The following is a 24,214-nucleotide window of genomic DNA, read 5'->3' as shown; positions in this document are numbered from 1 at the left end:
GCGTTCGACTGAAAGACGTCGGAGGGGTGGGCGTCGGCAGGACGGCCGACGGGGCGGGCGCGGATGGTGAACCGATCCGTGACGAAGCAGGTCGTCGACCCGCGCAGGCTCGGTGAGGTGCGACCCGCAGGCACTGATCGACGTGGGGCTCGGAGCGGGTGCGTCGACCGCGCGGCGAGGTGCGGCTCGCAGACGATGATCACTGCCGGCCCGGAGCGGGCACCACCGCGGGCGCGAACAACGGCGGCCCACCTGCACTCTCGCAGGTGGGCCGCCGTCTTCGGATGGTGGGCGATACTGGGTTCGAACCAGTGACCTCTTCGGTGTGAACGAAGCGCTCTCCCACTGAGCTAATCGCCCGGGCGCAGGAAGAACATTACCCCATGTCAGGCGGTGCCTGTGACCGGCGTCGGCCGGTACCTGCGCCCTAGCGCCTGCCCGGCGGATCATGCCGCAGACGCGGGGCTTGGCACGCCCATCTGCGCCGACGAGTCACCGCCGGTTTCCTGCGACCTGATCCGCCGGACAGGCCCTACCCGCGGATCAGCGGATCACTGGTTCTCGATCTTCCACGGCATCGCGAGGCCGAACTTCCAGAGGTAGACACCGGCGAGGACACCGATGATCACGCAGCCGATCGTCGTCAGGATGATGTTGCGCCGCCGCACCTTGGGATCGAGGGCGCGCTGGGCCGCCTCGGTGACCTTGTGCTTGGTCCAGCGCAGGACCAGCTGGGCCCAGACGAACTCGGTCGCCCAGATCGCCATGCCGCCGAAGATGATCACCCAGCCCGGTCCGGGCAGCGGCAGCAGGATGATGCCGCCGACCACGACCGCCAGGCCCACGAGGAAGACGCAGACCTGCCAGCTCACGTGGAGCAGTCGGCGCCCCTTGATGAATTCCGGTGCTCTCGAGCCGAGCCCCTGCTCGCGCTGCACCTCGTCCCGCTTCGTCTCGTCCGCCACCACGGCCGCCTCGCCAGGCTCGCTACTCCCCGTGTTCATACGGCCAAACCCTACCGGACCGAATCCGATCACCGGAACGGACGCATCCGACGAACGGGTTCTCGGCCGGAAGAGTTACGTAAAGACACGCAAAACACTCAGAGGGGTTTACAACGGCACCGTAGGTGGCATGTCGATTTCGCCGACGTGCGAATCCCCGAGCGCACACTGAGCGAAAGGCCCTGGCGCTTATGAACACCACGGTCAGCTGCGAGCTGCACCTGCGCCTCGTTGTGTCGAGCGAGTCCTCCCTGCCTGTCCCCGCAGGCCTGCGGTACGACACGGCCGACCCCTACGCCGTGCACGCCACCTTCCACACCGGAGCCGAGGAAACCGTCGAGTGGGTGTTCGCCCGCGACCTCCTCGCCGAAGGGCTTCACCGGCCCACCGGCACCGGCGACGTCCGCGTCTGGCCGTCGCGCAGTCACGGTCAGGGCGTCGTGTGCATCGCCCTGAGCTCCCCGGAGGGGGAGGCGTTGCTCGAGGCCCCGGCGCGGGCCCTGGAGTCGTTCCTGAAGCGGACCGACGCCGCCGTGCCACCCGGCACCGAGCACCGGCACTTCGATCTCGATCAGGAGCTCTCGCACATTCTGGCGGAAAGCTAGGCGAGGCCTCACAGAGCTGCCCGGCGCCGTCCAACTCGGGGAGACGGCTCGGGCCAGGACAACCGCATACGGCACACACCGACGTCGCCACCGTGAACCTCCGCGGGGCGGCGCCGGTGCGCGTGTTTTGCCCCCCGCCCCGCCTTCCGGGAACCGCGCTGCCGTCGGCCGGCGTTCTACCGGCAGGCGCAGGCTGGTGCGGGGCGCAGGCAGTGGGGCGCCGTTCCGCGAACCACTACCATCGGCCAGCATCGGCGGGCGCCCGCCCGACCCCCAGGCCAGGGAGCGAAACGTGCTGATCACCCACGACACCCGGTGCGCGCTCGACACCGTGGTCGATCTGGTGAACACCGCACCGGAGGACGACACGACGCCGGACGGGCTGCCGGATGTCGCGGCTCTCGCGGATTTTGTACGAAAGCACGAGATCAGCGACGTCGGGGTGCTCTCGGAGTTCGACCTCTCGGCAGTCCGCAAGATCCGGAGCCGGTTCGCCGGGATCTTCGCGGCGGCGGACGCCCGGACCGCGGCCGGAATGATCAACGATCTGGTCGCCGCCGCCGGCACCACGCCCCGGCTCACGGACCACGACGGCTACGACTGGCACGTGCACTACTTCGCGCCCGGCGCCTCCGTGGCCGATCACCTCGCGGCCGACTGCGGCATGGCGCTCGCCTTCTTCGTGGTCGCCGGGGAACAGGAGCGGCTGCGGCGCTGCGAGGCCCCCGACTGCCGGCGCGCCTTCGTCGATCTCTCCCGCAACCGTTCGCGCCGCTACTGCGACAGCCGCACCTGTGGAAACCGCCTGCATGTGGCCGCGTACCGGGCTCGGCGCAAGGAGGCGACGGGCTGACCGCCCGGCGGGACGGGCGGCGGTCGGCGGAAGTGGGACACCGGTGCCGACGCGGTGCCCGGCGGGTGGCGCCGGGGACCGCGCGTACGGCTCAGAGCAGCAGCAGATCGTGCAGCGCAGCCATGAGCAGCAGACACCCGATCACCGCAAGGAAGATCATCAGCGGTGGCTGGGAAAGGGCGAAAAGGCACCCGCGCGGCTCGTCCTGAGGCGGCGCGGCGTCGCTCTGTGTCGTGTCCAGCATCTCGCGGGCGATGATGGCGCAGCAGACACCCCCGACGCGATCAACACGCTCGGAAGCTACGGGAGTTCGCCGAATTCCATGATCTTGTGCACGATCGGTGTCTCAGGCCGGACGACTTACGACCGCACGCGATCTCTGGTTCGTTTCAGTCATCGGGCCGGCGTCATATGCCGTGCTTCTTCAGGATGGCCTCGATGTCGCTGAAGTCGTCCGCGGAATCGGCCCGGGGCCCCGGCTGGGGCCTGGCCGTCGCGCGGGAGGCCGGACCCAGCGAAGGCGCGGAGGCCTGCGGGGCCAGGGCGTCGGGCTGAGCCTCCGTGGCCGCCTTGCGCTCCTTGCGGGTGCCGCCCCGGCGCCGCTCCACCGCGCGTGTGCCGGCGAACAGCAGCCAGGCGCCGCCGAGCACGCCGAAGCCTGCCCAGGCCGTGGGGCTGAAGGCGGTGTCGGCGGCCCACTGAACGACCCCGGTCATCACCAGACCGAGGGGGACGAGTGAGTAGGCGGCGATACGGGCGGCCATGAGGAAACGCTTGCGGTACGCCGTCACCGCCGCGATGCCCAGGCCGGCCGCGGCAACGGCGGAACAGACGGTCTCGGCAATCATCCGGTCCTCCATGCGGGCTCGGTCGGGCGGGGGCGTTTCGCCCCTTCCATCCTGCACCCCCGGCGCCCTCGCAGGCCATGCTCCGACCGGACATCAGGGACATCTCCGGGTCAGCTCCTCCGCAGGTGCCGGTTCGGACGGACAACGGCACGCACTCCGGCAACCGGGGCCCGTTCAGTCCGAGGTCCCGGTTGGGTCGGTCGAGCCGCGGCTGGGAGACTGGGATTCATGAACGACTCCTCTCCGACCCGCCCCGCGCCCGTCCTCGACATCTGGTGCGAACTCCAGTGCCCGGACTGCCGTAGCGCTCTGGACGACATCCGCGCCCTGCGCGCCCGCTACGGCGACCGGCTCGAGCTGCGGCTGCGGCACTTCCCGCTGGAGAAGCACAAGCACGCCTTCGCCGCCGCGCAGGCCGCCGAGGAGGCCGCGGAGCAGGGGCAGGGGTGGCCGTATGTCGAGGCCGTGCTGGCTCGGGTGGAGGAGCTGGACCGTAGGGGGGAACCCTTCCTGGTCGAGGTGGCCGGTGAACTCGGCCTGGACGCCGAGGAGTTCGACACCGCCCTCGTCGACGGTCGGCACATCCTGATCGTGGACGCGGACCAGGCCGAGGGCAAGGCGATCGGCGTGACCGGCACCCCGACGTATGTCATCGGCGGGGAGCGTCTCGACGGCGGCAAGAGCCAGGAGGGGTTGCGCGAGCGCATCGAGGAGATCGCGGACCGGCTGCTGGCCGAGCGGGGTTGAACCCGGAGCGGGGCTCAGAGCAGGTTCTTGTACAGGAAGTACCTCACCGGCACATAGCCCAGTGACTCGTAGAGCCGCTCGGCCGGAGTGTTGCCCGCGAAGACGTTGAGGCGCAGGACTTCCTTCCCGGCGTCCAACGCCTGCCTCTCGGCCAGCAGCATCAGTGAGCGGCCGTGACCCCGGCCCCGGAAGCGCTCGTCGGCCTCGACGTCGTAGACGTACGCCATGTCCTCGGTCAGCGCGAGCCACAGCGTGCCGACCCTGGTGCCCTCGTGCTCCAGGACACTGAGCAGCATGTTCTCGGTCGCGACGCCGTGCGGGAGCAGATGGGCGTGGTCCCGTTCCGCCTTGGTCCACGCCTCGTCCTCGGCCACCCCGCGGTCGATCCAGCTCTGCGCGTAGTGGGCCTTGTTGTAGGCGAGCCACGGCCCGTACTCCGCGGGCGTCATGGGCCTGCCCCGGCTGCCCGCGGGCAGTTCGGGCGCCACGTCGCCGAGAGGTTTCTCCATGCCACGGTTGCGTTCGACGTAGCCGAGCGCTGTGCCGAACCGCAGCGCGGCGGCGTCGGCGGGCACCGTGATCTCGATCCGGCGGCAGCCCCAGCCGCGCGCCACCTCCTCGGCGGCCAGCGCGGCCACGGTGCCCCGGCCGCGTCTGCGGTCCGCCTCCTCGATGCGCAGGTCGCGGATCTGGGCGACCTTGGGCCCGAAGAGGGCGTGTGTCGCGAGGTGTATCGCGCCGACGGGGCGGCCGTTCACGCACACGTGGTAGTGGCGGGACAGCGCCCCGTCGGCCGCGCGCTGAAGCGGCTCGATCGGCCGCAGGGTAGTGGTCATCAGGGGTGTTCTACCCGCCGCGGCGATCCGGGTCAGCCGAATTTCCGCGGCATCTGCTGTCAGGGATCGAGGTCGTCCCCGGACCGCTCGTCGAAGACCCGCATGGCCTTGGCGGTCACCGGGCCCGGGGCGCCCGGCAGTTCCCGCTCGTCGACGCGATGGACGGCCTGGATGTCGCGCAGCGTGGAGGTCAGGAAGACCTCCTCCGCCCGCTCCAGGACGTCCAACGGGAGGTCCGTCTCCTTGGCGCCGGTCCACTCGACGGTCAACGCGCGCGTGATGCCGGCGAGGCAGCCGGAGGCGAGGGGCGGGGTGTGGATCTCGCCGTCGAGGACGACGAAGACGTTGGAGCCGGTGCCTTCGCAGAGCTGTCCGACCGTGTTGGCGAACAGCGCCTCCGACGCGCCCTGCTGGTGGGCGCGGGCCAGGGCGACGACGTTCTCGGCGTACGAGGTCGTCTTCAGGCCGGTGAGCGCGCCGCGCTCGTTGCGGGTCCAGGGGACCGTGATCACGGCTGTGGAATCGGGGCGGCGCTGGGTCTCGCCGAGGGCGACGACCAGGGTCGGGCCGTGCTCGCCGCGGTCGGAGCCGAGCGGGCCGTGGCCGCCGGTGTACGTGATGCGCAGCCGGCCGAGCGACATGGGATTGGCCTCGAGGACGGCGGCGCAGCCGCGGCGGACCTCGTCGAGGTCCGGGTCGGGCAGGCCGAGGCCGCGGGCCGAGCGGGTCAGCCGGTCGAGGTGCCGGGTGAGCGCGAACGGCCTGCCGTCCACCGCCTTCACGGTCTCGAAGATGCCGTCGCCCACGGTCAGCCCGTGGTCGAAGACGGAGACGCGGGCGGATTTGATGTCCTGCAGTCCGCCGTCGAGCCAAAGCTTCACTGGTCGCTTCCTCGCAAGTCGGTACCGGGGGCGTCGGACCGGCCGGGGGTCCAGGGGGTGTCCCCCGGGCCGGCACAGCACGTCGTCAGTCCCTCTCCACTCACCTCGTATGCCCCCGACGCTACCGCGAGCAGCCTGGCCGCCTTCAGTTCGGTCTCCCGCCACTCCCCCTCGGGGTCCGACCCCCAGGTGATACCCGCGCCCGTACCGAAGCGCAGCACGCCCTCCGCCCGGTCGATCCAGAAGGTGCGGATGCCGACGGCCAGCTCGCCCACTCCCCGGTCGGCGTCCACCCAGCCGATGCCGCCGCAGTACGGCCCCCGGGGTGCCGTCTCCAGCGCGTCGATGATCCGCAGGGCGCTCGACTTGGGGGCACCGGTGACCGAGCCGGGCGGGAAGGCGGCGTCGAACAGTTCCGGCCAGCCCGCGTCGGCACGCAGCTCGCCGCGGACGGTGGAGACGAGGTGCACCAGTCCCGGGTGCTTCTCCACGGCGCACAGGTCGGGGACGGTCACGGTGCCGGTGGCGCAGACGCGCCCGATGTCGTTGCGGACCAGGTCCACGATCATCACGTTCTCGGCGTAGTCCTTCGCCAGGAGGTCCGCCTCGGTGCGTCCGGTGCCCTTGATCGGCCCGGACTCGACGGTGCGGCCGGCGCGGCGCAGGAAGAGCTCCGGGGACGCGGTGGCCGTCTCGACGCCGTGCTCGGGCAGCCGGATCGTTCCTGCGTACGGTGCGGGGTTGCCGCGGGCCAGCAGTGCGGTGAGGGCGTCCACGTCGGCGTCCGGTGCGACCGGCGCGGAGAGCACCCGGCAGAGGTTCGCCTGGTAGACCTCGCCGGCCGCGATGTGCTCACGGATGCGGCGCACGCCCGCCATGTACGCACCGCGATCGAGTGCCGACGTCCAGTCACCGACGGCCGGCCCTCGCCACCGCCCCGGCACCGGAGCTGGTACCGGCTCCTCTCGTACGTCCGCGAAACGCGCGCAGGTCAGACGACCCTCGAAGTCCGCGACAACGGCCCAGAAACCGGCGGAGTCCAGGGCCGAGGGGTCACTGGTGACATCGAGGAGGCCGGTGGCGACGCGGTCGCCGAAGCGGGCGAGAGGAGGGAGGTCGAGCACGTTGCCGAGTCTAGGGCGGGTGTCCCGCAGGTGGCCCGGGCGTGTCCTTCCCGGTGGTCCGACCACGTCCGTGACCAGGCGCAGGGCAGCACGCTGCACAAACGCGTTTTTGTACTGGCCCCGGAATCCGCTAGAGTTCAACACGTCGCCGGGACGCGCAAGCCGACCGAAACGACAGGCGGACGTAGCTCAGTTGGTAGAGCGCAACCTTGCCAAGGTTGAGGTCGCGAGTTCGAGCCTCGTCGTCCGCTCGAAGGAAGTGGGGATCCTCCCGGTCCCCTACACTCCTGGTGGAGTGGCCGAGAGGCGAGGCAACGGCCTGCAAAGCCGTCTACACGGGTTCAAATCCCGTCTCCACCTCCAAGGACGATTAGCTCAGCGGGAGAGCGCTTCCCTGACACGGAAGAGGTCACTGGTTCAATCCCAGTATCGTCCACTGGTCCGCAAGGATCTCGATCCGCAAGGATCTCGATCCGCAAGGATCCCCGCGCGATTAGCTCAGCGGGAGAGCGCTTCCCTGACACGGAAGAGGTCACTGGTTCAATCCCAGTATCGCGCACGCAGTGCTTGTGATCGGCTCCTCGGAGTGACGTGGAATGATCATGGCCCCGAGGACGATTAGCTCAGCGGGAGAGCGCTTCCCTGACACGGAAGAGGTCACTGGTTCAATCCCAGTATCGTCCACACGCCCCGGAACCCCCGGCCGTCTCGTACGGCCGGGGGTTCCGTCGTGAGCACGTACTGTCGGGCTCAGCTGGAGAACAGCATGCGACCGAAGCTCTTGTGGCGGCGGCTGTCGTGGTGGCCCCCGTGATGGCCGCCGTGCGGGGCACCCCAGGCGGGGGCGGGCGGGGCAGGGTAGGACTGCGCGGCGGGCGGTGGCGGCGGGCCCGGCTGGGACCACTGGGACTCGAGGCGGGTCAGGGCCTCCAGCTCGCCGTAGTCCAGGAAGATCCCGCGGCAGTTGGCGCACTGCTCTATCTGGACGCCGTTGCGGTTGTACGTGTGCATCGGCGCGTGGCACTTCGGACACTGCATGCTCGGCTCAACTCCTCGCCGTTCGGTCCTGCTTCGCGTATCGCCAGAACAGACTCTGTCCGGCTGCGGTCGGTTGCACCCTACTTCGCGAAGTTCCGGGGCAACTGGGCGGGGAGGGAAGCCATTCGGGCACAGGCGTCGACGAGGGACTGTTCCACCTCGTCCAAGGGGCGGTCCGCCGCGACGGCCTTGGCGATGGCGAGGGCGGCGGTCTGCACGGTGAGCGCGCGGGCGGGGACGTCCAGGGCGGGCCAGGGGTCGCCGGCCGTCGGGACGGCGGGGCCGTCGGCCGCACGGTAGGCGGTCAGGAAGCGGGTCCACTCGTCGGGCGTGAGCAGCCCGCAGGCGTACCAGGCGGCCGGGCGGGCCAGGTCCCAGGCCGCGGGGCCCACACCGAGGTCGTCGATGTCGATCAGCAGCCAGGGCCCGGCGGGTGCGGGGTGGCGGACGAGCTGGCCGAGGTGGAGGTCGCCGTGGCAGAGGGTGCTGGTGTCCGGCAGGGGGGCCTCGGCGCGGGCCCAGGCGGGGAGGGCTGCCCAGGCGCGCAGGACCGGGGGTGCCGCGGGGTGCGGGCGGCCGGCAGAGCGGAGTCGGGCGATGGCGCGGGCCGCCTTTGCGGGGCCGCGCATGGATGGGAGGGGTACGGGGGGTGGGGTGCGGTGGAGGCGGGCGAGGAGGGTGGCGGCGGCCTCCCAGGGGGCCTCGTCCGGGGCGTCGGGGTCGACGGGGGTGCCGTACGGCCAGAAGGTGACGAGGCGTCCGTGCAGGGTGACTGACGTCGGGCTGAGCGGGGGCAGGACGATGCCGGGGAGGTGCGCGGCGACGGTGAGGCGAGGGGCCAGGTCGGCCCTGGTCATGTCCGGGGCGTGGGCCTTCGCGACGGTGTCGGCGTGCCGGACGACTGTGGCGTCGGAGCGGTCGGCGAGGGTGACGGTGGCTCCGCAGGGGCAGGCGGATGCTGCCGAGTGGGCCCTGGCCTTGACTCGGGCGGTGAGGTCGGAGAGCAGGGTGCTTGTGGTCACGGGGCTCCTGGAGCGGACGGGGCTGTCGCCGAGGGTACGCAGGCTGCGCGGACGAGAGTTGCCAGGTGCCCGGCATCAATGCCTGCCTCGCCGGGGGCTCCGCCCCCAGACCCCGGCCTATGCCCACCCCACCACCCGACTCGGTCGGCCAAGAGGGACCCTCGAAGCCCTCGCAGCTGGACGACACCGGCTGCACAGAGTCCACCGGTTCAGGCGCAAAAAGGTGCCGGCGCAGCTCCCCAGCTGCGCCGGCATTTTGCCGTCCGCCGCACCCCCGTCCCCACGGGGTTATGGGTGGATGTCCCCGCCCGGACCGCTCTTCCGGGCCTGGGGTCGCCGCTCAGCGCCCCAGCATCACGCCCACGGACGACGCCTGTGTGGCCACTGTCTCCCAGCCGTCGAAGACGACGAGGAGCAGGACCGCCAGGGGAAGGGCCATTGCCGTCGCCACCAGGGGGTGGCGGCGGCCCGTACGGCGGGGGCGGAACGCGGCGTATGCCTTGCGTCCCTGCGTGCGGATCGCCGTCCGCGGTGCCGTGTAGGCCATGGTCCCTCTCCTGACCGTTCTCAGTTGTCGTTGGCAGCGGCGGGTGTCTGACCTCGGGGGACGAGTGCTGCACCCGCCGCTTGACCTCAAATCTAGGGGCGCGGCGGGTGCGGGGCGTCATGCCCTCGTACCGATTGGCGGGCCTCCCGGAGGATGAGCGGTCACCTGGGAAGTACTCCCCTGGGTGGAGACGCGGTCCTAGGTCTCCGGGTCTTCCCGGAAGGGGCGTCCGATGTGTCCGGGCTTTTCCGAGCTGTCCTCGCGGGGTACCGGCTGCTCGACCAGGGCCAGGACCCGGTTCGCCATGAAACGGGCCGTACGGACGACAGTCCCGCTTCGGGTGACTTCACTCACTTCCACGACGCCTCGGCGTACCGCCGTCTCCACCCGGCGGCCCGCCCTGCTCGCCACCACCTCGTACGTACGTGTCGTGTCCCCGGCGTCCACGACTATCTCGACTCGGTCACCCTTCACGGGTCCAATCCCCCTTCTACGACGGGCGGTTGGATGCGGGAGGAGGACGAAGGCGCCCTACCCGCACGCTCCTTGACCACCCCTCAAGTCTCCCACCCGGCACTGACAATCCATCGGGCCGAGAGGGCGCGGCCTCTGCGCGCACACGGCCACGGAAACGTAAGCTGTGCCACGTCACACGGACCGGGCAGCGGGGATGAAAATGGCGATGATGCGCCTGAGGCGCGAGGACCCGCGCGTCGTCGGCTCGTTCAGGCTGCACAGACGGCTCGGCGCGGGCGGGATGGGCGTTGTCTACCTGGGCTCCGACAAGAAGGGGCAGCGGGTCGCACTCAAGGTGATCCGGCCGGACCTGGCAGAGGATCAGGAGTTCCGGTCACGGTTCGCGCGCGAGGTCTCCGCCGCCCGGCGGATCCGGGGCGGGTGCACGGCGCGGCTGGTGGCGGCGGATCTGGAGGCGGACCGGCCGTGGTTCGCCACGCAGTACGTACCGGGGCCCTCCCTGCACGACAAGGTCGCCGACGAGGGGCCGCTGCGCGCGGCGGACGTCGCCGCGGTCGGGTCCGCTCTTTCGGAGGGGCTCGTCGCCGTGCACGAGGCCGGTGTGGTGCATCGCGATCTGAAGCCCTCCAACATCCTGCTCTCCCCCAAGGGCCCGCGGATCATCGACTTCGGTATCGCCTGGGCGACGGGGGCCTCCACGCTCACGCACGTCGGCACGGCCGTGGGCTCGCCCGGTTTCCTCGCCCCCGAGCAGGTCCGCGGCGCGACGGTCACTCCGGCCACGGACGTGTTCTCGCTGGGCGCCACGCTCGCCTACGCGTCGACCGGCGACTCGCCCTTCGGGCACGGCAGTTCCGAGGTGATGCTGTACCGCGTGGTCCACGAGGAGCCCCAACTGCACGGCGTTCCCGACGCGCTGGCCCCGCTCGTACGGGCCTGTCTGGCGAAGGACCCCGAGGAGCGGCCCAGCACGCTCGAACTGTCGCTGCGGCTGAAGGAGATCGCGGCTCGTGAGGCGCAGGGCCTTCTGGACGGACGGCCGCCCGCGCCGCGCTCCGGTGAGGCGGACCGGCCCACCGGTCGGCTTGCCGACACCTACCCCGACCGCCCGCTGCGCCGTCCACCGGGGCAGGCGGGCGCGCCCGGGATTTCCACGACCCGGGGTCCGGGCGCGCCCCGGGGTTCGGCGCCGGTGCGGGGCGGAGCTCCCTCGCGCGGCACGCCGCCGCGGGCCGGCAACGCGGCCTCGCGGGGCGGGGGTGCGTCGTCGACGCGGTCCGGGGCGGGGCCCACGCCGACGTCGAGGAACACGCCCGCTTCCCGCAGTACGACCCGTTCCGGCGGCGGGAACCGGCCCGTGCCACGCGGTACCGCAGGGCGTCCGGGGCCCCGGAACACCGGCGCCGGGCGGCGGCCGGCCAATCCACGGCTGCTGCGTCAGCGGCTGTTCGTGTTCGTCGTCGTGACGCTGCTCGTTGCGCTCGGCATCGGCGTGGTGCAGGGCTGCCAGGGGCCGGCCCGGGGGCTCGGCGGCGAGCCGGGCAGCGAACGCGAGCGGCAGGAGCGCGTCCAGCCGGACCACCGGCCGCTGGACGAGGACGCGTTGATGTCCGAGCGGTTCGAGTCGACGATCGAGCAGTCCGCGCCCGAGTAGGGCCTAGGTCTGGGGGCGTCGGCCCGAGTAGGGCCTACCCCTGGGGGCGGCCGGTCGCCACCGCGTAGAAGGCGACCGCGGCCGCCGCGCCCACGTTGAGGGAGTCGACGCCGTGGGACATCGGGATGCGGACCCATTCGTCGGCGGCGACCAGGGCCTGGGTCGACAGGCCGTCGCCCTCGGCGCCGAGCATCAGCGCGACCCGGTCCATCCGGTGCGGGGCCGCCTCGTCGAGGCTTCTCGCCTTCTCGTCGGGGGTGAGGGCGAGGAGCGTGAAACCGGCCTCGCGGACCGACTCCAGGCCCTTGGGCCAAGTGTCCAGGCGGGCGTACGGCACGGAGAAGACCGCGCCCATCGAGACCTTGACGCTGCGACGGTAGAGGGGGTCCGCGCAGTCCGGGGAGAGCAGGACCGCGTCCATGCCGAGGGCGGCGGCCGAGCGGAAGATCGCGCCGATGTTGGTGTGGTCGTTGACCGACTCCATGATCACGACCCGGCGGGCGGTCTGGAGGAGTTCGGCGGCGGTGGGCAGCGGCTTGCGCTGCATGGAGGCGAGCGCGCCGCGGTGCACGTGGTAGCCGGTGACCTGTTCGGCGAGCTCCGGGCTGACCGCGTAGACGGGGGCGGGGAGCTCGTCGATGACGTCGCGCATGACGTCGACCCACTTGGCGGAGAGCAGCATCGACCGCATCTCGTAGCCGGAGTCCTTCGCCCGGCGGATGACCTTCTCGCCCTCGGCGATGAACAGGCCCTCGGCGGGTTCGCGCTTGCGGCGCAGTTCCACGTCGGTCAGGCCTGTGTAGTCGTGCAGGCGCGGGTCGTCGGGGTCCTCGACGGTGATGAGATCGGCCACAGGGTGATACTGCCTTGTCCTGGATGTGGTGCCAACGGCTCGGGACGAGTTGTGTTACCCGCGGTTACGCGGAGGGGTGCGGGCCTACGTTCACGACCGCGCCGACGACGATGACGGCCGGGGGCTTCACCTCCTGCGTACGCACCGCCTCGGCGACCGTCGCGAGGGTCGCGTCGACGCGGCGCTGGGCGGCCGTCGTGCCCTCCTGGACGAGGGCGACCGGGGTGTCGGCCGGCTTGCCGTGGGCGACCAGGGTCTCGGCGATCTTCCCGATCTTGTCGACGCCCATGAGGATCACCAGCGTGCCGGTCAGTTTGGCGAGGGACGGCCAGTCGACGAGGGAGCGCTCGTCGTCGGGGGCCACATGGCCACTGACCACGGTGAACTCATGGGCCACGCCGCGGTGGGTGACCGGGATTCCGGCCGCGCCCGGGACCGAGATCGAGCTGGAGATGCCGGGGACCACCGTGCACGGGATGCCCGCCTCTGCCAGTGCCTGGGCCTCCTCCATGCCGCGACCGAAGACGAACGGATCGCCGCCCTTGAGTCGTACGACCGACTTGCCCTGCTTGGCGTGCTCGATCAGCGCGTTGTTGATGGCCTCCTGGGCCATGAAACGGCCGTACGGGATCTTCGCCGCGTCGATCACCTCGACGTGCGGCGGGAGTTCGGCGAGCAGGTCGCGGGGGCCGAGGCGGTCGGCGATGACCACATCGGCCTCGGCGAGCAGGCGCCGGCCGCGGACCGTGATCAGGTCCGGATCGCCGGGGCCGCCACCGACGAGGGCGACGCCCGGGGTGCGGGTGCGGTGGTGGGGGGCGACGAGGGTGCCGTCGCGCAGGCCCTCGACGACCGCGTCGCGGATGGCGGCGGTGTGGCGCGGGTCGCGGGACTTGGTGTCGGTGGTGAGGACCGCGATGGTGACGCCCTCGCTGTGGCCCGTCGCCGGGGTCCAGGCCGTGGCCGCGTCGGCGTCGTCGGAGCGGACGCACCAGACGCGGTGGCGCTCCGCTTCGGCGGAGGCCTGGGTGTTCGCCGCGTGGTCGCTGGTCGCGATGAGGGCGTACCAGGCGTCGGCGAGGTCGCCGTCCTGATATCGGCGCTTCGCCCAGGTGATCTCGCCCGACTCCGCCATCGCTTCGACCGAGGGGGTCACTTCCGGGGATACGAGGAGGATGTCCGCGCCCGCCGCGATGAGGGCCGGGAGGCGGCGCTGGGCGACCTGGCCACCGCCGAGGACGACCACTCGGCGGCCGGTGAGGCGGAGGCCTACGGGGTAGGCGGGGTGTTCGGCCATGAGGGTGCGGCTCCTCTTTACGGCGGTGCGGGGCCCTGACGTGCGGATTTTACGGTGCGGGTGTTGGTGGCGGCAGAGGTGTCCGGGGGCTGAGCATCGTTGCCGGGTGCGGGTGCGTGGGTCCGTGCCCACCCGTTCCGCCCTGCGGAACGACTGCCCACGGACCCACGGCGTTCCCCATGGACCCACGGCGTGCCCAGGACCCACGCCGTTGCCCACGCCCCCTGTACGGAGCGGCGCTGGACACGGACCCCATACGGACCGCGTCGGCCACACGCCGGCCAGGACCGCTACTTCTCGGTGACCCCCGCTGAATCGAACGTCGCCACCTCGTGCATTGCTCTCGCCGTGCTCTGGACCATCGGGAGGGCCAATAGGGCGCCCGTGCCCTCGCCCAAGCGGAGGTCGAGGTCGACCAGGGGGCGCAGGCCGAGCTTGTTGAGGGCGGCCACGTGGCCGGGCTCGGCGCTGCGGTGGCCTGCGATGCAGGCGGCGAGGACCTCGGGGGCGATCGCGCGGGCGACCAGGGCCGCGGCGCCGGCGCTGACGCCGTCCAGGATCACCGGCGTACGAAGGGACGCTCCGCCGAGGAGGAGGCCGACCATGGCGGCGTGTTCGAGGCCGCCGATCGCGGCGAGGACGCCGATCGGGTCGGCCGGGTCGGGCTGGTGGAGCTCGATGGCGCGGCGCACGACCTCCGTCTTGCGCGCGAGGGTCTCGTCGTTGATGCCGGTGCCACGGCCGGTCACTTCCGCCGGGTCGGTGTCCGTGAACACCGAGATCAGGGCCGCCGAGGCCGTTGTGTTGGCGATACCCATCTCGCCGGTGAGCAGGGCCTTGTTGCCGGCCGACACCAGGTCGCGGGCGGTCTCGATACCCACCTCGATGGCCTGCCTGGCCTCCTCGCGGGTCATCGCCGGGCCGGTGGTCATGTCGGCCGTGCCCGGGCGGACCTTGCGGGGCAGCAGGCCCGGGGTGGCGGGGAGCTCCGCGGCGACGCCCACGTCGACGATGCAGACCTCTGCGCCCACCTGGTTGGCGAAGGCGTTGCAGACCGCTCCCCCGCCGAGGAAGTTGGCCACCATCTGGGCGGTGACCTCCTGCGGCCAGGGGGTGACGCCCTGGGCGTGCACACCGTGGTCGCCGGCGAAGATCGCGACGGCCGCGGGCTCCGGGATCGGCGGCGGGCACTGGCGGGACAGCCCGGACAGCTGCGCGGAGATGATCTCCAGCATGCCGAGCGCACCGGCCGGCTTGGTCATGCGCTTCTGCCGCTCCCACGCCTCGCCGAGCGCCTTGGCGTCCAGCGGGCGGATCTGCGCGACGGTCTCGCCGAGCAGGTCGTGCGGTTCCTCGCCGGGCAGGGCGCGGCGGCCGTACGTCTCCTCGTGCACGACCCACGACAGCGGGCGGCGCTTGGACCAGCCCGCCTGCATCAGCTCCGGCTCGTCCGGGAACTCGTCGACGTACCCCACGCACAGGTAGGCGACGACCTCCAGGTGCTCGGGCAGACCGAGGGCGCGTACCATCTCGCGCTCGTCGAAGAAGCTGACCCAGCCGACGCCGAGGCCCTCGGCGCGGGCAGCGAGCCAGAGGTTCTCGACCGCGAGCGCGGAGGAGTACGGGGCCATCTGCGGCTGGGTGTGCCGGCCCAGGGTGTGGCGGCCGCCGCGGGTCGGGTCCGCGGTGACGACGATGTTCACCGGAGTGTCGAGGATCGCCTCGATCTTCAGTTCCTTGAACTGCTTCGCCCGCCCCTTCGGCAGCGACTTGGCGTACGCGTCGCGCTGACGCATGGCCAGGTCGAGCATCGCGCGCCGGGTCTCGGCGGAGCGGATGACCACGAAGTCCCAGGGCTGCGAATGGCCCACGGAGGGTGCGGTGTGGGCGGCCTCCAGGACGCGGAGGAGCACCTCGTGCGGGATGGGGTCGCTGCGGAAGCCGTTGCGGATGTCGCGGCGTTCGCGCATGACCTTCAGTACGGCCTCGCGCTCGGCGTCGTCGTAGGGGGGCGCGGCCGGGCCGGTGGACTGCCGTGCTTCTGCCACTTCGGCCGTGCCCTCTTCCTGGTCGGCGGCCCGGGTGTCCAGGTCCTCCGCGTGCTGTACGAGTTCCGCGAGTTCGGGGGCCGGCTCCGTGTCGGCCTCGCGGGGGGCCGGGACGATGGCCACGGGGTCGGGGCTCACCGGGATCTCGGACCCCTGCTCCTGCGTGGGGAGGACGACGGGGTGCGGCGGGGTGGGAGCCAGGTGCGGGGTGGTCGGCACCGAGCCCTCCACTGGAACGAACTGGCCCACGGGCCGGTCCGGCTGAGACTCCGACGGGAGACCGGCCGCGGCCACGTCCTGCGGCTGCGCCTCCGCGAGCTGCTGGGCCGGGGCGGGGGTCGCCTCCGGGGCAGGCGTGACTGCGGCCGCGTCCGCCGTGGGCTCGGGCTGCGGAACGGGGCGCTCCGCTGCGAGCTGGTCGGCGGCGTGATCCGTGATGTGGGCGGAGGGGTCTGTGGCGGAGGGACCGGTCACGTCGTGAGCGTCCCCTGCCCCGGCCGGGGCACCCGGCTGCGCGTCCTGCACGGGTGGCGTGGCCTCGGCCGTCTGCAGGGCCTGTTGCTGATCGGCGTTGGGGGGCTGGGGGGACGACGGTTCGGTGGAGGTGGCCGCAGCGGGAGCGGGGGCGTCCGTGGGCTGGGGCTGCGCGGCGTCCGTGACGGCGGGGGCGCCGGGGGCCGTGTCCGGGAGCGGCTGGGCGGGCGCGGGGGCCTCGGGTGCGCTGTCGGATACGGCGGGGGCGGGGGCCTGCGGCGCATCGGGGGTGGCCTGTTCGGGCCCGGGGGCCTGCAGCACGTCGGGGGCGGCCTGTTCGGGCTCGGCGGCCTGCGGCGCGGTCGATGCAGCCTGCTCGGGCCCGGAGACCTGCGGCGCGGTCGATGCAGCCTGCTCGGGCCCGGAGACCTGCGGCACGTCGGGGGCGGCGGTCGCAGGGGCCTGCGCCAAATCGGGGGCAGCCGTGGCGGGAGCCTGCACCGAATCATGGGCAGCCGCCGCAGCAGCCTGCGCCGCTTCGGGCGTGCCGGTTTCCGACGCGGGCTCGGGCGCCACGGTCTCCGGCATCTGCGCGACCTCGGATGCGGCCATCACCTGCTCAGGAGTCCCGTCGGGTGCGGGGGCGGCTTCTACGACCTGGGGGGTTTCAAGGGCGCTGGTTCCGGCATCCGGGAACTGTCCGGAGCCGGCGCCCGCAATCTCGGCAGCCGCGGCGGCCTGTCCGGCATCCGGCGACTGCGCGGCCCCAGCACCTTGTCCGGCACCCGTGGCCAGCAGGGAGCCGTCCCCATGCCCAGCACCCGCGCCGTGCACAGAACCATCCCCATGCCGAGCACCCGAGGCCTCCCCGGCCCCCGGCACCTGGCCGGCGGGCCCGTCTGCCTGACCCACGGCCGCCTGGTCGGAGCCCGCGGTAAACGCGGTCCCGGAAGGCTCTCCGCCCCCCGACTCCGACACGCCGCCCAGCGCCTCCCCCGCGCCCGCGGACGACGTCCCCCCAGCCGCCGGCCACGTCTGCGCGGCGTACGCCTCGCTGGGGCCGGAGGCCCCCACGGCCTCCGTCGCGAGTCGGGTCACCGCGGCCTGTGCGGCGCCCACCGGCTCGGTCTGGTGATGTGTGGTGGGGACAACCGTTTCCGCAGGCGTCGCCTCCGCGCCGACCGGCGTCGGGGCAGGGGCCTGGCCGCCCCACGGCACCGCGCCCTGCGGGGGCGTCTCGCGCACGCGAGGGACGTCGAGGTACTCGGGGCCGGAGGTCGGCGGGCTCGGCTGGCGCGTCGGCGCGCCCGCGGGGCCGCGGTCGGCGAGGGAGCGGACCGGGCTCGCGGAGGTGTCGGGGATCGGCGGGCCGAGGTGCAGCGGGCGCCGGTGGGTCGACGGCGCGGCCGGGGTCGACGGTGGGGTCGGGTCGGGCAGCCGGACCCCGCCGAGGTCGACCGCACCGCTGTCGCGGCCGGACATCTCGTGCGCGTCGGGTTCGTGGACGGCCTCGACGACCGGCTCGGGCGGGGGCGGGGCCACTTCGTTGCCCCAGGCGCCCTGGGCGCCGGGGAGGAGCAGGTCTTCGTCTTCCGCGGGCGTCTCGGAGAGGTAGGTGTACGCCCCGGGCGCGGGGACGCCCGGCTGCTCCACCATGCCTGCGTTCTCCGGCAGCCCCTCGCCCGGGACCTGGCCGGTGTCAGTCATGCGTACCCCTCGCCCATCGGTTGATGCTCCTACGACCAGCTCACCCGGAACGGCGCACCGACCGCCCCGTAGTGAAGAACGAGCGTGCGTGCCCAGCGGCACGAACGACCCGCCGGAAAAGGCGACAAAGCCATTCAGTGGCATTGTCGCGGTCGTCCCTCCGCCACGTCAGCCTGATCCGCGACGGCCCGCTGTGGACTGCGCCACGTTGCGCGTCCTCCGGTTCTGCCGTACCACACCCCACCCAAAACGGGCGTGTTTTCCGGACATTGACCGACGAAGCGTCGGGCGTCCGAGTGCGGTACAACGATCGGCCAGCCTACCGCGCGCGGTACGACAACCGGATCACGGGGAGCGGTCCGGCAGGCCCACTCGTCACCCGACCACCGCCCCTCAGCGAGGAGCGTCCCGCCGCCCCAGATCTCCGGCGAGCAGGAACGCAACGCTCCGCTTCTTCTCCGTCCAGGCCCGGGTGTCGAGTTCCATGGACTGCAGGAGGGCGCACTCGACTGCGTAGCCGTGTTCGGTGAGGTCCCGGCCGACGAGTTCGGCCGCGTCGCGGGTGGCGGCGTGGGTGACGATGCGCTGCGGGCGGCGGTCGGCGACCGCGGAGACCACGGCCGCTCCCCCGCCGCCGACCCGGACGACGTCCGGTTCGGGCAGGTTCTCCAGGACGTGCGGGGCGGTGCCGTGGACGATCTGGAGCTGGACGCCGAAGCGGCGTGCGGCGGCCTCGGTGCGGGCGCAGGCGCCGGGGTCCCGGTCGACGGCGATGACGGCGGCGCCGGCCCGGGCGGCCTCGGTGGCGAAAGCGCCGCTGCCGCAGCCGATGTCCCAGACCAGGTCGCCGACGCGGGGTCCGAGGCGGGCGAGTTGGGCCGCGCGCAGCGTTTCGGTCTCGCCCTCGCCGAGCCGTCCCTCGTACGCCTCGGCGGGCAGGGTCCAGCCACGGGGGCCCACGCCCGGGTCGCGGCCGGCGATCCAGCCGCCGCCGTCGCCCGCGCCGACCGGGCCGGCCGGGCCGCCGATGACGATGACGACGTTGGGGTCGCGCCAGGTGTGGTCGGCGGCCTTGTCGGACGTGACGACGGTGACCTGCTCGCGCCCGGTACCGAGTTCCTCGCAGATGACGAAGGTGCGGTGGATTCCGTCCAGGAGCAGGCCGAGTTCGGCGGGGCCCGCGCCGGGTGAGGTGAGAACCGCGACCTTGGGGTGGGCCCGGCATACATTCACCGCACGTCGCAGGGTGCGGCGGTGTGCGACCACCACCTGGGCGTCGTCCCAGGGCATTCCGGCGCGGGCGAAAGCGGCGGCGACCGAGGAGACAGCCGGGACGACTTCGACCTCCAGGCCGAACTCGGGCGCCCTCAGGGTGCGTACGACACCGAAGAAGCCGGGGTCGCCGTCGGCGAGCACGACCGCGGTGCCGCGGTGTGCGGCGATACGGCGGGCGGCGAGGGCGACGCTGCCGAGGCGGATGCGCTCGGCGGTGCGGGGCACCTCGGTGAGCGCAAGGTGGTGGGCGGCACCGGCCACCAGGGTGGCGGCGCCCAGGGCGGCGCGTGCCGCGGCGGTCAGCGGAGAGCCGTCCCAGCCGATCACCGTGACCCGATCGGCCATCGTCTCAGTCTCCAGGGTGTTTGCGCAGGTCGTCGGGTGCAGCCCGCGGGCAGGCGGGCTCCGTGAGAGTACCTGGTGGTCGCGGGGCGCGCCGGGGCGCGGTCGCCCGTGACATCAGTTCCAGTCCGAGTACGACGTGAAACCGCCGGTGTCGGCCAGTTGCTCGGCCGCGCCCTCGAGGTCCTCGGGCAGCAGGCTCCACACGATGTAGTCGGTGCGCACCTCGGTCCAGGTGTCGTCGGCGGTGCGGGTGCGCGCTATGCAGGCGCCGCGCAGGACGCCCTCGCTGATGCAGCCGATCTTCTGGGCCACCTGCTGCGAGGCGGTGTTGTCGGCGGCGGTGCGCAGTTCGATGCGTTCGAACTTCTGGTCCCCGAGGAGCCATTGCGCGGTGGCGAGCGCGGCCTCGGAGGCGTAGCCCTCGCCGCGCGCCCAGGGGGCGACGATGTAGGACATCTCGGTGGAGCGCACATGCCAGTCGGTGCGGGCGAGCTGGATGACGCCGACCAGGCGCTGGGTGAGGAACTCGGTGACGGCGAGGGCGAGGCCGCGGCCGGTGCTGCGCTCGGTGGGCGCGTGCTCGGTGATCCAGGTGTGTGCGTCGTCCTCGGTGAAGGGCTGGCCCACGTCGGTCCAGGCGATGACCTGCTCGTCGTTCATCATCTCGGCCAGGGCGGGGACGTCGTCCTCGTCGAAGGGACGCAGCACCAACCGCTCCGTGCTGATGGAGATGTTGGGGAAGGTGCTCGTCATGACGCCGCTCCGTAGCCTTCGAACCGTCAGGGCCTGCTGAACTGCCCAGCATGCAGCATGAAAGCACCGAACCGCACCACGGGGTCCTCTCCCGGTGAGGGAGGGGACCCCGTGCGGCGCGGGACCGTCAGAAGGAGGCGATCACGGAGCCGTCGTACTCGTTCTCGATGAACTTCTTGACCTCGGCGGAGGTGAGGAGTTCGGCGAGCTTCTTCACGCGCGGGTCGTCCTCGTTGCCCTCCTTGACGGCGAGGAAGTTGCCGTAGGGGTTGTCCTCGGCGGACTCCAGGACGAGGGCGTCGTCGGCGGGCTTGAGGTCGGCCTCGATGGCGTAGTTGCCGTTGACGACCGCGGCGTCCACGTCGTCGAGGGAGCGCGGGGTCTGGGCCGCCTCCAGCTCCTTGAACTCGAGGTTCTTCGGGTTCTTGGTGATGTCCGCGGGGGTCGCTTCGTTACCCACGCCGTCCTTGAGGGTGATCAGGCCGTTGTCGGCGAGCAGCTTCAGCGCCCGCGCCTCGTTGACCGTGTCGTTCGGGACGGCGATGGTGGCACCGCTCTTCAGGTCGTCGGCGCTCTTGATCTTGTGGGAGTAGAGGCCGAGCGGCTCCAAGTGGACCGTGACGACGGGCACGATGTGGGTGCCGTTCTTCTTGTTGAAGTCGTCGAGGTACGGCTGGTTCTGGAAGTAGTTGGCGCCGACCGAGCCGTCCTCCGTCGCCGTGTTCGGCGTGACGTAGTCGGTGAACTCCTTGACCTCCAGGTCGAGGCCCGCGTCCTTCGCCAGGTTGTCCTTGACGTAGGTGAGGATCTCGGCGTGCGGGGTGGGGCTCGCGGCGACGACCAGAGGGCCGTCGGCGTCGGCGGAGCCGGAGCCGCTGTCGGAGGAGCCGCATGCGGTGAGCCCGAAGGTGAGGGCTCCGACAGCGAGGGCGGCGGTGGTGATCTTGGCGGTGTTACGCACGAAAAGTGCCTTTCCTTATGGGTGGAGCGACCCCGCGTTGGGTGAGCGGGGAGTCTGAGTGGGGTTACGCGACCTTGCCGACGTCGGCTGCGGCCGGCTCCTTCGCCTTCAGCAGGCGGAGCTTGGGGCCGGGGCCGGAGCGGGCGCCGCGGCGGTGCAGGGAGCGGGCCGCGTAGTCGCCGGCGAACTGGATGAGCGCGATGACGACGGCGAGGAGCGCCACGGTGATCCACATCAGCCCGGTCTCGAAGCGCTGGTAGCCATAGCGGACGGCGAGGTCGCCGAGGCCGCCGCCACCGACGGTGCCGGCCATGGCCGAGTAGCCGATGAGGGCGATGACCGTGGTCGTCGTGCTGGCGATCAGCGAGGGAAGTGCCTCCGGGACCAGGACCTTGCGGACGATCGTCCAGGTGTTGCCGCCCATCGACTGAACGGCCTCGACGAGCCCGTGGTCCACCTCGCGGACGGCCGTCTCGACCAGGCGGGCGAAGAACGGGATGCCGCCGATGGCGAGCGGCACGATGGCGGCCTCGCTGCCGATGGTGGTGCCGGTGACCCAGCGGGTGAAGTTCATCAGCGCGACCATGAGGATGATGAACGGCAACGAGCGGCCGATGTTCACGATCTGCCCGATGACCTTGTTCGCCACGGTGTTCTGCAGCAGGCCGCCCTTGTCGGTGAGGACGAGCAGGACGCCGATGGGCAGTCCGAGGACGACCGCGATCAAGGTGGACCAGCCGACCATGATCAGGGTCTCGGTACACGCCTGCTCCAGCAGGGGCTGCATCTCGGACCAGGTCACTTGGCACCTTCCTTCACCAGCACGGGCTCGTCGCCCAGGACGTCGATCTGCAGGCCCTGTTCGCGAAGGAAGCCGATCGGGACGACGTTGTCCTCGTAGCGGCCGGGCAGTTCGATGCGCATCCGGCCGACCTGGAGGCCGCCGACGGTGTCGATGGCGGCGCCGAGGATCGATATGTCGATGTTGTAGGTGCGCGACAGCTGGGAGATGACGGGCTGGGTGGCGGCCTCGCCGTGGAAGGTGACGTCGAGGACGGTGCGGTCGTCGGCGGAGGCCTCGCCGCCCACCGGGAAGAGGGCCGCAGCCAGCTCCGAACCGGGGGTGGCGAGCAGCTCGCTGACGGTGCCGGACTCGACGATGCGGCCCTTGTCCATCAGGGCGGCCGAGTCGCAGATGCTCTTGACGACGTCCATCTCGTGCGTGATGAGCAGGACGGTCAGGCCGAGCTGCTGGTTGAGGTCGCGCAGCAGCTTCAGGATCGAGCGGGTCGTCTCCGGGTCGAGGGCGCTGGTGGCCTCGTCGGACAGCAGCACCTTGGGGTCGCCGGCCAGGGCGCGGGCGATGCCGACACGCTGCTTCTGGCCACCGGAGAGCTGGGCCGGGTAGGCCTTGGCCTTGTCCGCCAGGCCCACCAGGTCGAGCAGCTCAAGTGCCTTGCGGGAGCGCTCCTTGCCCGACGTGCCGAGGATTTCGAGCGGCAGCTCGACGTTGTCCTGCACGGTCCGGGTGGACAGCAGATTGAAGTGCTGGAAGACCATGCCGATCCGGCTGCGCGCCCGCCGGAGCTCCTTGCCGGCGCGGGGTCCGCGGCCGGCGAGCGCGGTGAGGTCCTGGCCGGCGACGGTGACCGTGCCGGAGGTGGGGCGCTCCAGGAGGTTGACGCAGCGGATGAGCGAGGACTTGCCGGCGCCGGACTGGCCGATGACGCCGTACACCTCGCCTTCGCGGACGTGCAGGTCGACGCCGTCGAGGGCGGTGACCTCGCGGCCGCGTGAGCGGTAGACCTTGGTCAGGCCCGAGGTGGTGATCACGTGGTTTCCGTCACTGTCGAGTACGCGGGCGTGGGTGTGCCCTGGTACGGAGGTAAGAGGTGCGCGGGGCAGCTGGGTCACGTACGGGCAGAGGGCGTACGGACATGCCACGGCGGCTCGCTTCGGGGCGCGAGGCTCAGGGGGTGCAGGGGCCCTCTAGAAGGCGCACATTCGACACATACAGCGAGCACCGGGCGTCATGGTCGCCTCGGTCGCAGGGATGCGGCTGCTCGTCGTGGTCATGCGATCAGTAAAGCAGACGTATGAACGCATCCGAGAACCGCTGTCCGCATGCCGGACAGCGGTGGACAGTCGTCAGTCCCGGACGGAGATCTCCACGCCCACGGCGGTGACCAGCGCGGACAGGGCCGACAGGTCCTTCACCACCAGGTCGGCGGTCAGTTCATGGGCCTGATGGGTTGTGGCCAAGGCCACGGTGGTCATCCCGGCGGCGCGGCCGGCCTGGAGTCCGGCGGGGGCGTCCTCGAAGACGACGCAGCGGGCCGGATCGACGCCGAGTTCGCGGGCGGCGAGCAGGTAGGGCTCGGGGTCGGGCTTGCCGCGGGTGACGTCGTCGGCGGCGATCAGGGTCTTGGGGAGGATGCCGACGGCGTCGAGACGGGCCTCGGCCAGCCGGCGGGTGGCCGAGGTGACGACGGCCCAGCGGTCGGCGGGGAGATAGTCGAGGAAGGCCTTGGTACCCGGCAGCAGGCGCACGCCTCCGTTGGGTACGTCCTCCACCTCCAGCTTCTCGATACGCGCGACGGCCTCCGGCACGACATCGGCGGGCAGCAGGTCAGCGGCTATCTCGGCGGCGGTACGCCCGTGCAGTTCGATCTGCGCGAAGTGCTCGGCCGTGATGCCGTACTCCCCGGCCCACCGGGTCCAGCAGCGGTTCACGGAGTCGAGGGAGGAGACGAGGGTTCCGTCATTGTCGAACAGGAGTGCTTCAGCGCGGATCTTCATGTCCCCGACCCTACGGGGCACCGCGGGGGCGGCCGCATCAGGCCTTTTGGCCCGTAATAGGGTCGA

Annotated in this window: 23 protein-coding genes and 6 tRNA genes; 9 read left to right on the top strand and 20 right to left on the bottom strand. The window is 71.8% G+C overall.

What is annotated here, in order from left to right; all coding sequences use genetic code 11:
- Positions 1–285: 285 nt before the first annotated feature.
- Together ACKTSN_RS37815 and ACKTSN_RS37810 are read right to left on the bottom strand one after the other, a co-directional pair.
- Positions 286–360: transfer RNA gene (locus ACKTSN_RS37815), tRNA-Val, on the bottom strand.
- A 191-nt stretch (positions 361–551) separates the two neighbouring features.
- Entirely contained in the window at positions 552–1,004 is a 453-nt protein-coding gene (locus ACKTSN_RS37810) for a TIGR02611 family protein (protein WP_409473199.1), read from the bottom strand.
- A gap of 191 nt (positions 1,005–1,195) precedes the next feature.
- On the opposite strand from ACKTSN_RS37810, the gene ACKTSN_RS37805 reads away from it, so the two are divergent.
- Both ACKTSN_RS37805 and ACKTSN_RS37800 read left to right on the top strand, forming a co-directional pair.
- The gene (locus tag ACKTSN_RS37805; protein WP_004002642.1) at positions 1,196–1,609 is read left to right on the top strand and encodes an SsgA family sporulation/cell division regulator; all 414 of its coding nucleotides are present in this window, start codon (positions 1,196–1,198) and stop codon (positions 1,607–1,609) included.
- 292 nt (positions 1,610–1,901) lie between these two features.
- A complete protein-coding gene (locus tag ACKTSN_RS37800) occupies positions 1,902–2,462 on the top strand; it encodes a CGNR zinc finger domain-containing protein (protein ID WP_129796866.1) in 561 nt (186 codons plus the stop codon).
- Positions 2,463–2,553: 91 nt separating this feature from the next.
- Here ACKTSN_RS37800 and ACKTSN_RS37795 read toward each other — a convergent pair whose 3' ends face one another.
- Together ACKTSN_RS37795 and ACKTSN_RS37790 are read right to left on the bottom strand one after the other, a co-directional pair.
- Positions 2,554–2,706: a hypothetical protein gene (locus tag ACKTSN_RS37795; protein WP_020138043.1), complete on the bottom strand. Its 153-nt coding sequence runs from the start codon at positions 2,704–2,706 to the stop codon at positions 2,554–2,556.
- 163 nt (positions 2,707–2,869) lie between these two features.
- Positions 2,870–3,310 (bottom strand): hypothetical protein, encoded by a 441-nt coding sequence (locus ACKTSN_RS37790; RefSeq protein WP_409473198.1) that lies wholly within the window; start codon positions 3,308–3,310, stop codon positions 2,870–2,872.
- A gap of 228 nt (positions 3,311–3,538) precedes the next feature.
- On the opposite strand from ACKTSN_RS37790, the gene ACKTSN_RS37785 reads away from it, so the two are divergent.
- Entirely contained in the window at positions 3,539–4,057 is a 519-nt protein-coding gene (locus ACKTSN_RS37785; protein ID WP_409473197.1) for a DsbA family protein, read from the top strand.
- Between the two features lie 14 nt (positions 4,058–4,071).
- Here ACKTSN_RS37785 and ACKTSN_RS37780 read toward each other — a convergent pair whose 3' ends face one another.
- The 3 genes from ACKTSN_RS37780 to ACKTSN_RS37770 are packed head-to-tail and all read right to left on the bottom strand — an operon-like array spanning position 4,072 to position 6,898.
- Positions 4,072–4,893, bottom strand: a complete 822-nt coding sequence (locus tag ACKTSN_RS37780; RefSeq protein WP_409473196.1) for a GNAT family N-acetyltransferase — start codon at positions 4,891–4,893, stop codon at positions 4,072–4,074.
- A 59-nt stretch (positions 4,894–4,952) separates the two neighbouring features.
- Positions 4,953–5,774, bottom strand: a complete 822-nt coding sequence (locus ACKTSN_RS37775) for an aminotransferase class IV (RefSeq protein ID WP_409473195.1) — start codon at positions 5,772–5,774, stop codon at positions 4,953–4,955.
- A complete protein-coding gene (locus ACKTSN_RS37770; protein WP_409473194.1) occupies positions 5,771–6,898 on the bottom strand; it encodes a chorismate-binding protein in 1,128 nt (375 codons plus the stop codon). Before ACKTSN_RS37770 ends, ACKTSN_RS37775 begins: the two co-directional genes overlap by 4 nt.
- Before the next feature lie 178 nt (positions 6,899–7,076).
- Between ACKTSN_RS37770 and ACKTSN_RS37765 the strand changes: the two genes are divergently transcribed.
- From ACKTSN_RS37765 to ACKTSN_RS37745, 5 genes are all read left to right on the top strand, one after another.
- Positions 7,077–7,149 (top strand) — tRNA-Gly (locus tag ACKTSN_RS37765).
- A 38-nt stretch (positions 7,150–7,187) separates the two neighbouring features.
- Positions 7,188–7,261: transfer RNA gene (locus ACKTSN_RS37760), tRNA-Cys, on the top strand.
- 1 nt (position 7,262) lies between these two features.
- Positions 7,263–7,334, top strand: a tRNA-Val gene (locus ACKTSN_RS37755).
- 51 nt (positions 7,335–7,385) lie between these two features.
- Positions 7,386–7,457, top strand: a tRNA-Val gene (locus ACKTSN_RS37750).
- Positions 7,458–7,510: 53 nt separating this feature from the next.
- Positions 7,511–7,582 (top strand) — tRNA-Val (locus ACKTSN_RS37745).
- Positions 7,583–7,648: 66 nt separating this feature from the next.
- Here ACKTSN_RS37745 and ACKTSN_RS37740 read toward each other — a convergent pair.
- From ACKTSN_RS37740 to ACKTSN_RS37725, 4 genes are all read right to left on the bottom strand, one after another.
- Positions 7,649–7,936 (bottom strand): zf-TFIIB domain-containing protein, encoded by a 288-nt coding sequence (locus ACKTSN_RS37740; protein ID WP_385261528.1) that lies wholly within the window; start codon positions 7,934–7,936, stop codon positions 7,649–7,651.
- Positions 7,937–8,016: 80 nt separating this feature from the next.
- Entirely contained in the window at positions 8,017–8,958 is a 942-nt protein-coding gene (locus tag ACKTSN_RS37735) for a phosphotransferase family protein (RefSeq protein ID WP_409473193.1), read from the bottom strand.
- A gap of 340 nt (positions 8,959–9,298) precedes the next feature.
- Complete coding sequence (locus tag ACKTSN_RS37730) at positions 9,299–9,505, bottom strand: hypothetical protein (protein WP_409473192.1); 207 nt, start codon at positions 9,503–9,505, stop codon at positions 9,299–9,301.
- A 198-nt stretch (positions 9,506–9,703) separates the two neighbouring features.
- The gene (locus ACKTSN_RS37725) at positions 9,704–9,979 is read right to left on the bottom strand and encodes a hypothetical protein (protein WP_409473191.1); all 276 of its coding nucleotides are present in this window, start codon (positions 9,977–9,979) and stop codon (positions 9,704–9,706) included.
- A gap of 196 nt (positions 9,980–10,175) precedes the next feature.
- Here ACKTSN_RS37725 and ACKTSN_RS37720 point away from each other — a divergent pair, with 196 nt between their 5' ends.
- On the top strand, positions 10,176–11,636 hold the full coding sequence (locus tag ACKTSN_RS37720) for a serine/threonine-protein kinase (RefSeq protein ID WP_409475013.1): 1,461 nt from the start codon (positions 10,176–10,178) through the stop codon (positions 11,634–11,636).
- Between the two features lie 34 nt (positions 11,637–11,670).
- On the opposite strand, the gene ACKTSN_RS37715 is transcribed toward ACKTSN_RS37720, so the two are convergent.
- The 9 genes from ACKTSN_RS37715 to ACKTSN_RS37675 form a co-directional block, all read right to left on the bottom strand.
- Complete coding sequence (locus ACKTSN_RS37715; protein WP_409473190.1) at positions 11,671–12,489, bottom strand: TrmH family RNA methyltransferase; 819 nt, start codon at positions 12,487–12,489, stop codon at positions 11,671–11,673.
- Between the two features lie 64 nt (positions 12,490–12,553).
- Positions 12,554–13,786: a uroporphyrinogen-III C-methyltransferase gene (cobA, locus tag ACKTSN_RS37710; RefSeq protein ID WP_409473189.1), complete on the bottom strand. Its 1,233-nt coding sequence runs from the start codon at positions 13,784–13,786 to the stop codon at positions 12,554–12,556.
- A 290-nt stretch (positions 13,787–14,076) separates the two neighbouring features.
- Complete coding sequence (gene cobT, locus ACKTSN_RS37705) at positions 14,077–18,015, bottom strand: nicotinate-nucleotide--dimethylbenzimidazole phosphoribosyltransferase (protein ID WP_409473188.1); 3,939 nt, start codon at positions 18,013–18,015, stop codon at positions 14,077–14,079.
- Positions 18,016–18,408: 393 nt separating this feature from the next.
- The gene (gene cbiE / locus ACKTSN_RS37700; RefSeq protein ID WP_409473187.1) at positions 18,409–19,635 is read right to left on the bottom strand and encodes a precorrin-6y C5,15-methyltransferase (decarboxylating) subunit CbiE; all 1,227 of its coding nucleotides are present in this window, start codon (positions 19,633–19,635) and stop codon (positions 18,409–18,411) included.
- Between the two features lie 114 nt (positions 19,636–19,749).
- Positions 19,750–20,388: a GNAT family N-acetyltransferase gene (locus ACKTSN_RS37695; protein ID WP_409473186.1), complete on the bottom strand. Its 639-nt coding sequence runs from the start codon at positions 20,386–20,388 to the stop codon at positions 19,750–19,752.
- Between the two features lie 127 nt (positions 20,389–20,515).
- Positions 20,516–21,349: a MetQ/NlpA family ABC transporter substrate-binding protein gene (locus ACKTSN_RS37690; RefSeq protein WP_409473185.1), complete on the bottom strand. Its 834-nt coding sequence runs from the start codon at positions 21,347–21,349 to the stop codon at positions 20,516–20,518.
- A gap of 64 nt (positions 21,350–21,413) precedes the next feature.
- On the bottom strand, positions 21,414–22,151 hold the full coding sequence (locus ACKTSN_RS37685) for a methionine ABC transporter permease (RefSeq protein ID WP_409473184.1): 738 nt from the start codon (positions 22,149–22,151) through the stop codon (positions 21,414–21,416).
- The gene (locus tag ACKTSN_RS37680) at positions 22,148–23,182 is read right to left on the bottom strand and encodes a methionine ABC transporter ATP-binding protein (RefSeq protein ID WP_409473183.1); all 1,035 of its coding nucleotides are present in this window, start codon (positions 23,180–23,182) and stop codon (positions 22,148–22,150) included. Before ACKTSN_RS37680 ends, ACKTSN_RS37685 begins: the two co-directional genes overlap by 4 nt.
- Positions 23,183–23,497: 315 nt before the next feature.
- Positions 23,498–24,148, bottom strand: a complete 651-nt coding sequence (locus ACKTSN_RS37675) for an HAD family hydrolase (protein WP_409473182.1) — start codon at positions 24,146–24,148, stop codon at positions 23,498–23,500.
- Positions 24,149–24,214 lie beyond the last annotated feature (66 nt).

The sequence above is a fragment of the Streptomyces flavusporus genome (assembly GCF_046267975.1).
Classification (GTDB): domain Bacteria; phylum Actinomycetota; class Actinomycetes; order Streptomycetales; family Streptomycetaceae; genus Streptomyces; species Streptomyces flavusporus.
This window is presented reverse-complemented; position numbering and strand designations above follow the sequence as displayed.

Bases quoted from the DNA above. Each gene is read 5' to 3' on its own strand.
- ACKTSN_RS37790 (WP_409473198.1), bottom strand. From the start codon at position 3,310: ATGATTGCCGAGACCGTCTGTTCCGCCGTTGCCGCGGCCGGCCTGGGC.
- cobT (WP_409473188.1), bottom strand. From the start codon at position 18,015: ATGACTGACACCGGCCAGGTCCCGGGCGAGGGGCTGCCGGAGAACGCA.
- ACKTSN_RS37695 (WP_409473186.1), bottom strand. From the start codon at position 20,388: ATGACGAGCACCTTCCCCAACATCTCCATCAGCACGGAGCGGTTGGTG.
- ACKTSN_RS37780 (WP_409473196.1), bottom strand. From the start codon at position 4,893: ATGACCACTACCCTGCGGCCGATCGAGCCGCTTCAGCGCGCGGCCGAC.
- ACKTSN_RS37785 (WP_409473197.1), top strand. From the start codon at position 3,539: ATGAACGACTCCTCTCCGACCCGCCCCGCGCCCGTCCTCGACATCTGG.
- cbiE (WP_409473187.1), bottom strand. From the start codon at position 19,635: ATGGCCGATCGGGTCACGGTGATCGGCTGGGACGGCTCTCCGCTGACC.
- ACKTSN_RS37810 (WP_409473199.1), bottom strand. From the start codon at position 1,004: ATGAACACGGGGAGTAGCGAGCCTGGCGAGGCGGCCGTGGTGGCGGAC.
- ACKTSN_RS37795 (WP_020138043.1), bottom strand. From the start codon at position 2,706: ATGCTGGACACGACACAGAGCGACGCCGCGCCGCCTCAGGACGAGCCG.
- ACKTSN_RS37740 (WP_385261528.1), bottom strand. From the start codon at position 7,936: ATGCAGTGTCCGAAGTGCCACGCGCCGATGCACACGTACAACCGCAAC.
- ACKTSN_RS37675 (WP_409473182.1), bottom strand. From the start codon at position 24,148: ATGAAGATCCGCGCTGAAGCACTCCTGTTCGACAATGACGGAACCCTC.
- ACKTSN_RS37730 (WP_409473192.1), bottom strand. From the start codon at position 9,505: ATGGCCTACACGGCACCGCGGACGGCGATCCGCACGCAGGGACGCAAG.
- cobA (WP_409473189.1), bottom strand. From the start codon at position 13,786: ATGGCCGAACACCCCGCCTACCCCGTAGGCCTCCGCCTCACCGGCCGC.
- ACKTSN_RS37720 (WP_409475013.1), top strand. From the start codon at position 10,176: ATGAAAATGGCGATGATGCGCCTGAGGCGCGAGGACCCGCGCGTCGTC.
- ACKTSN_RS37805 (WP_004002642.1), top strand. From the start codon at position 1,196: ATGAACACCACGGTCAGCTGCGAGCTGCACCTGCGCCTCGTTGTGTCG.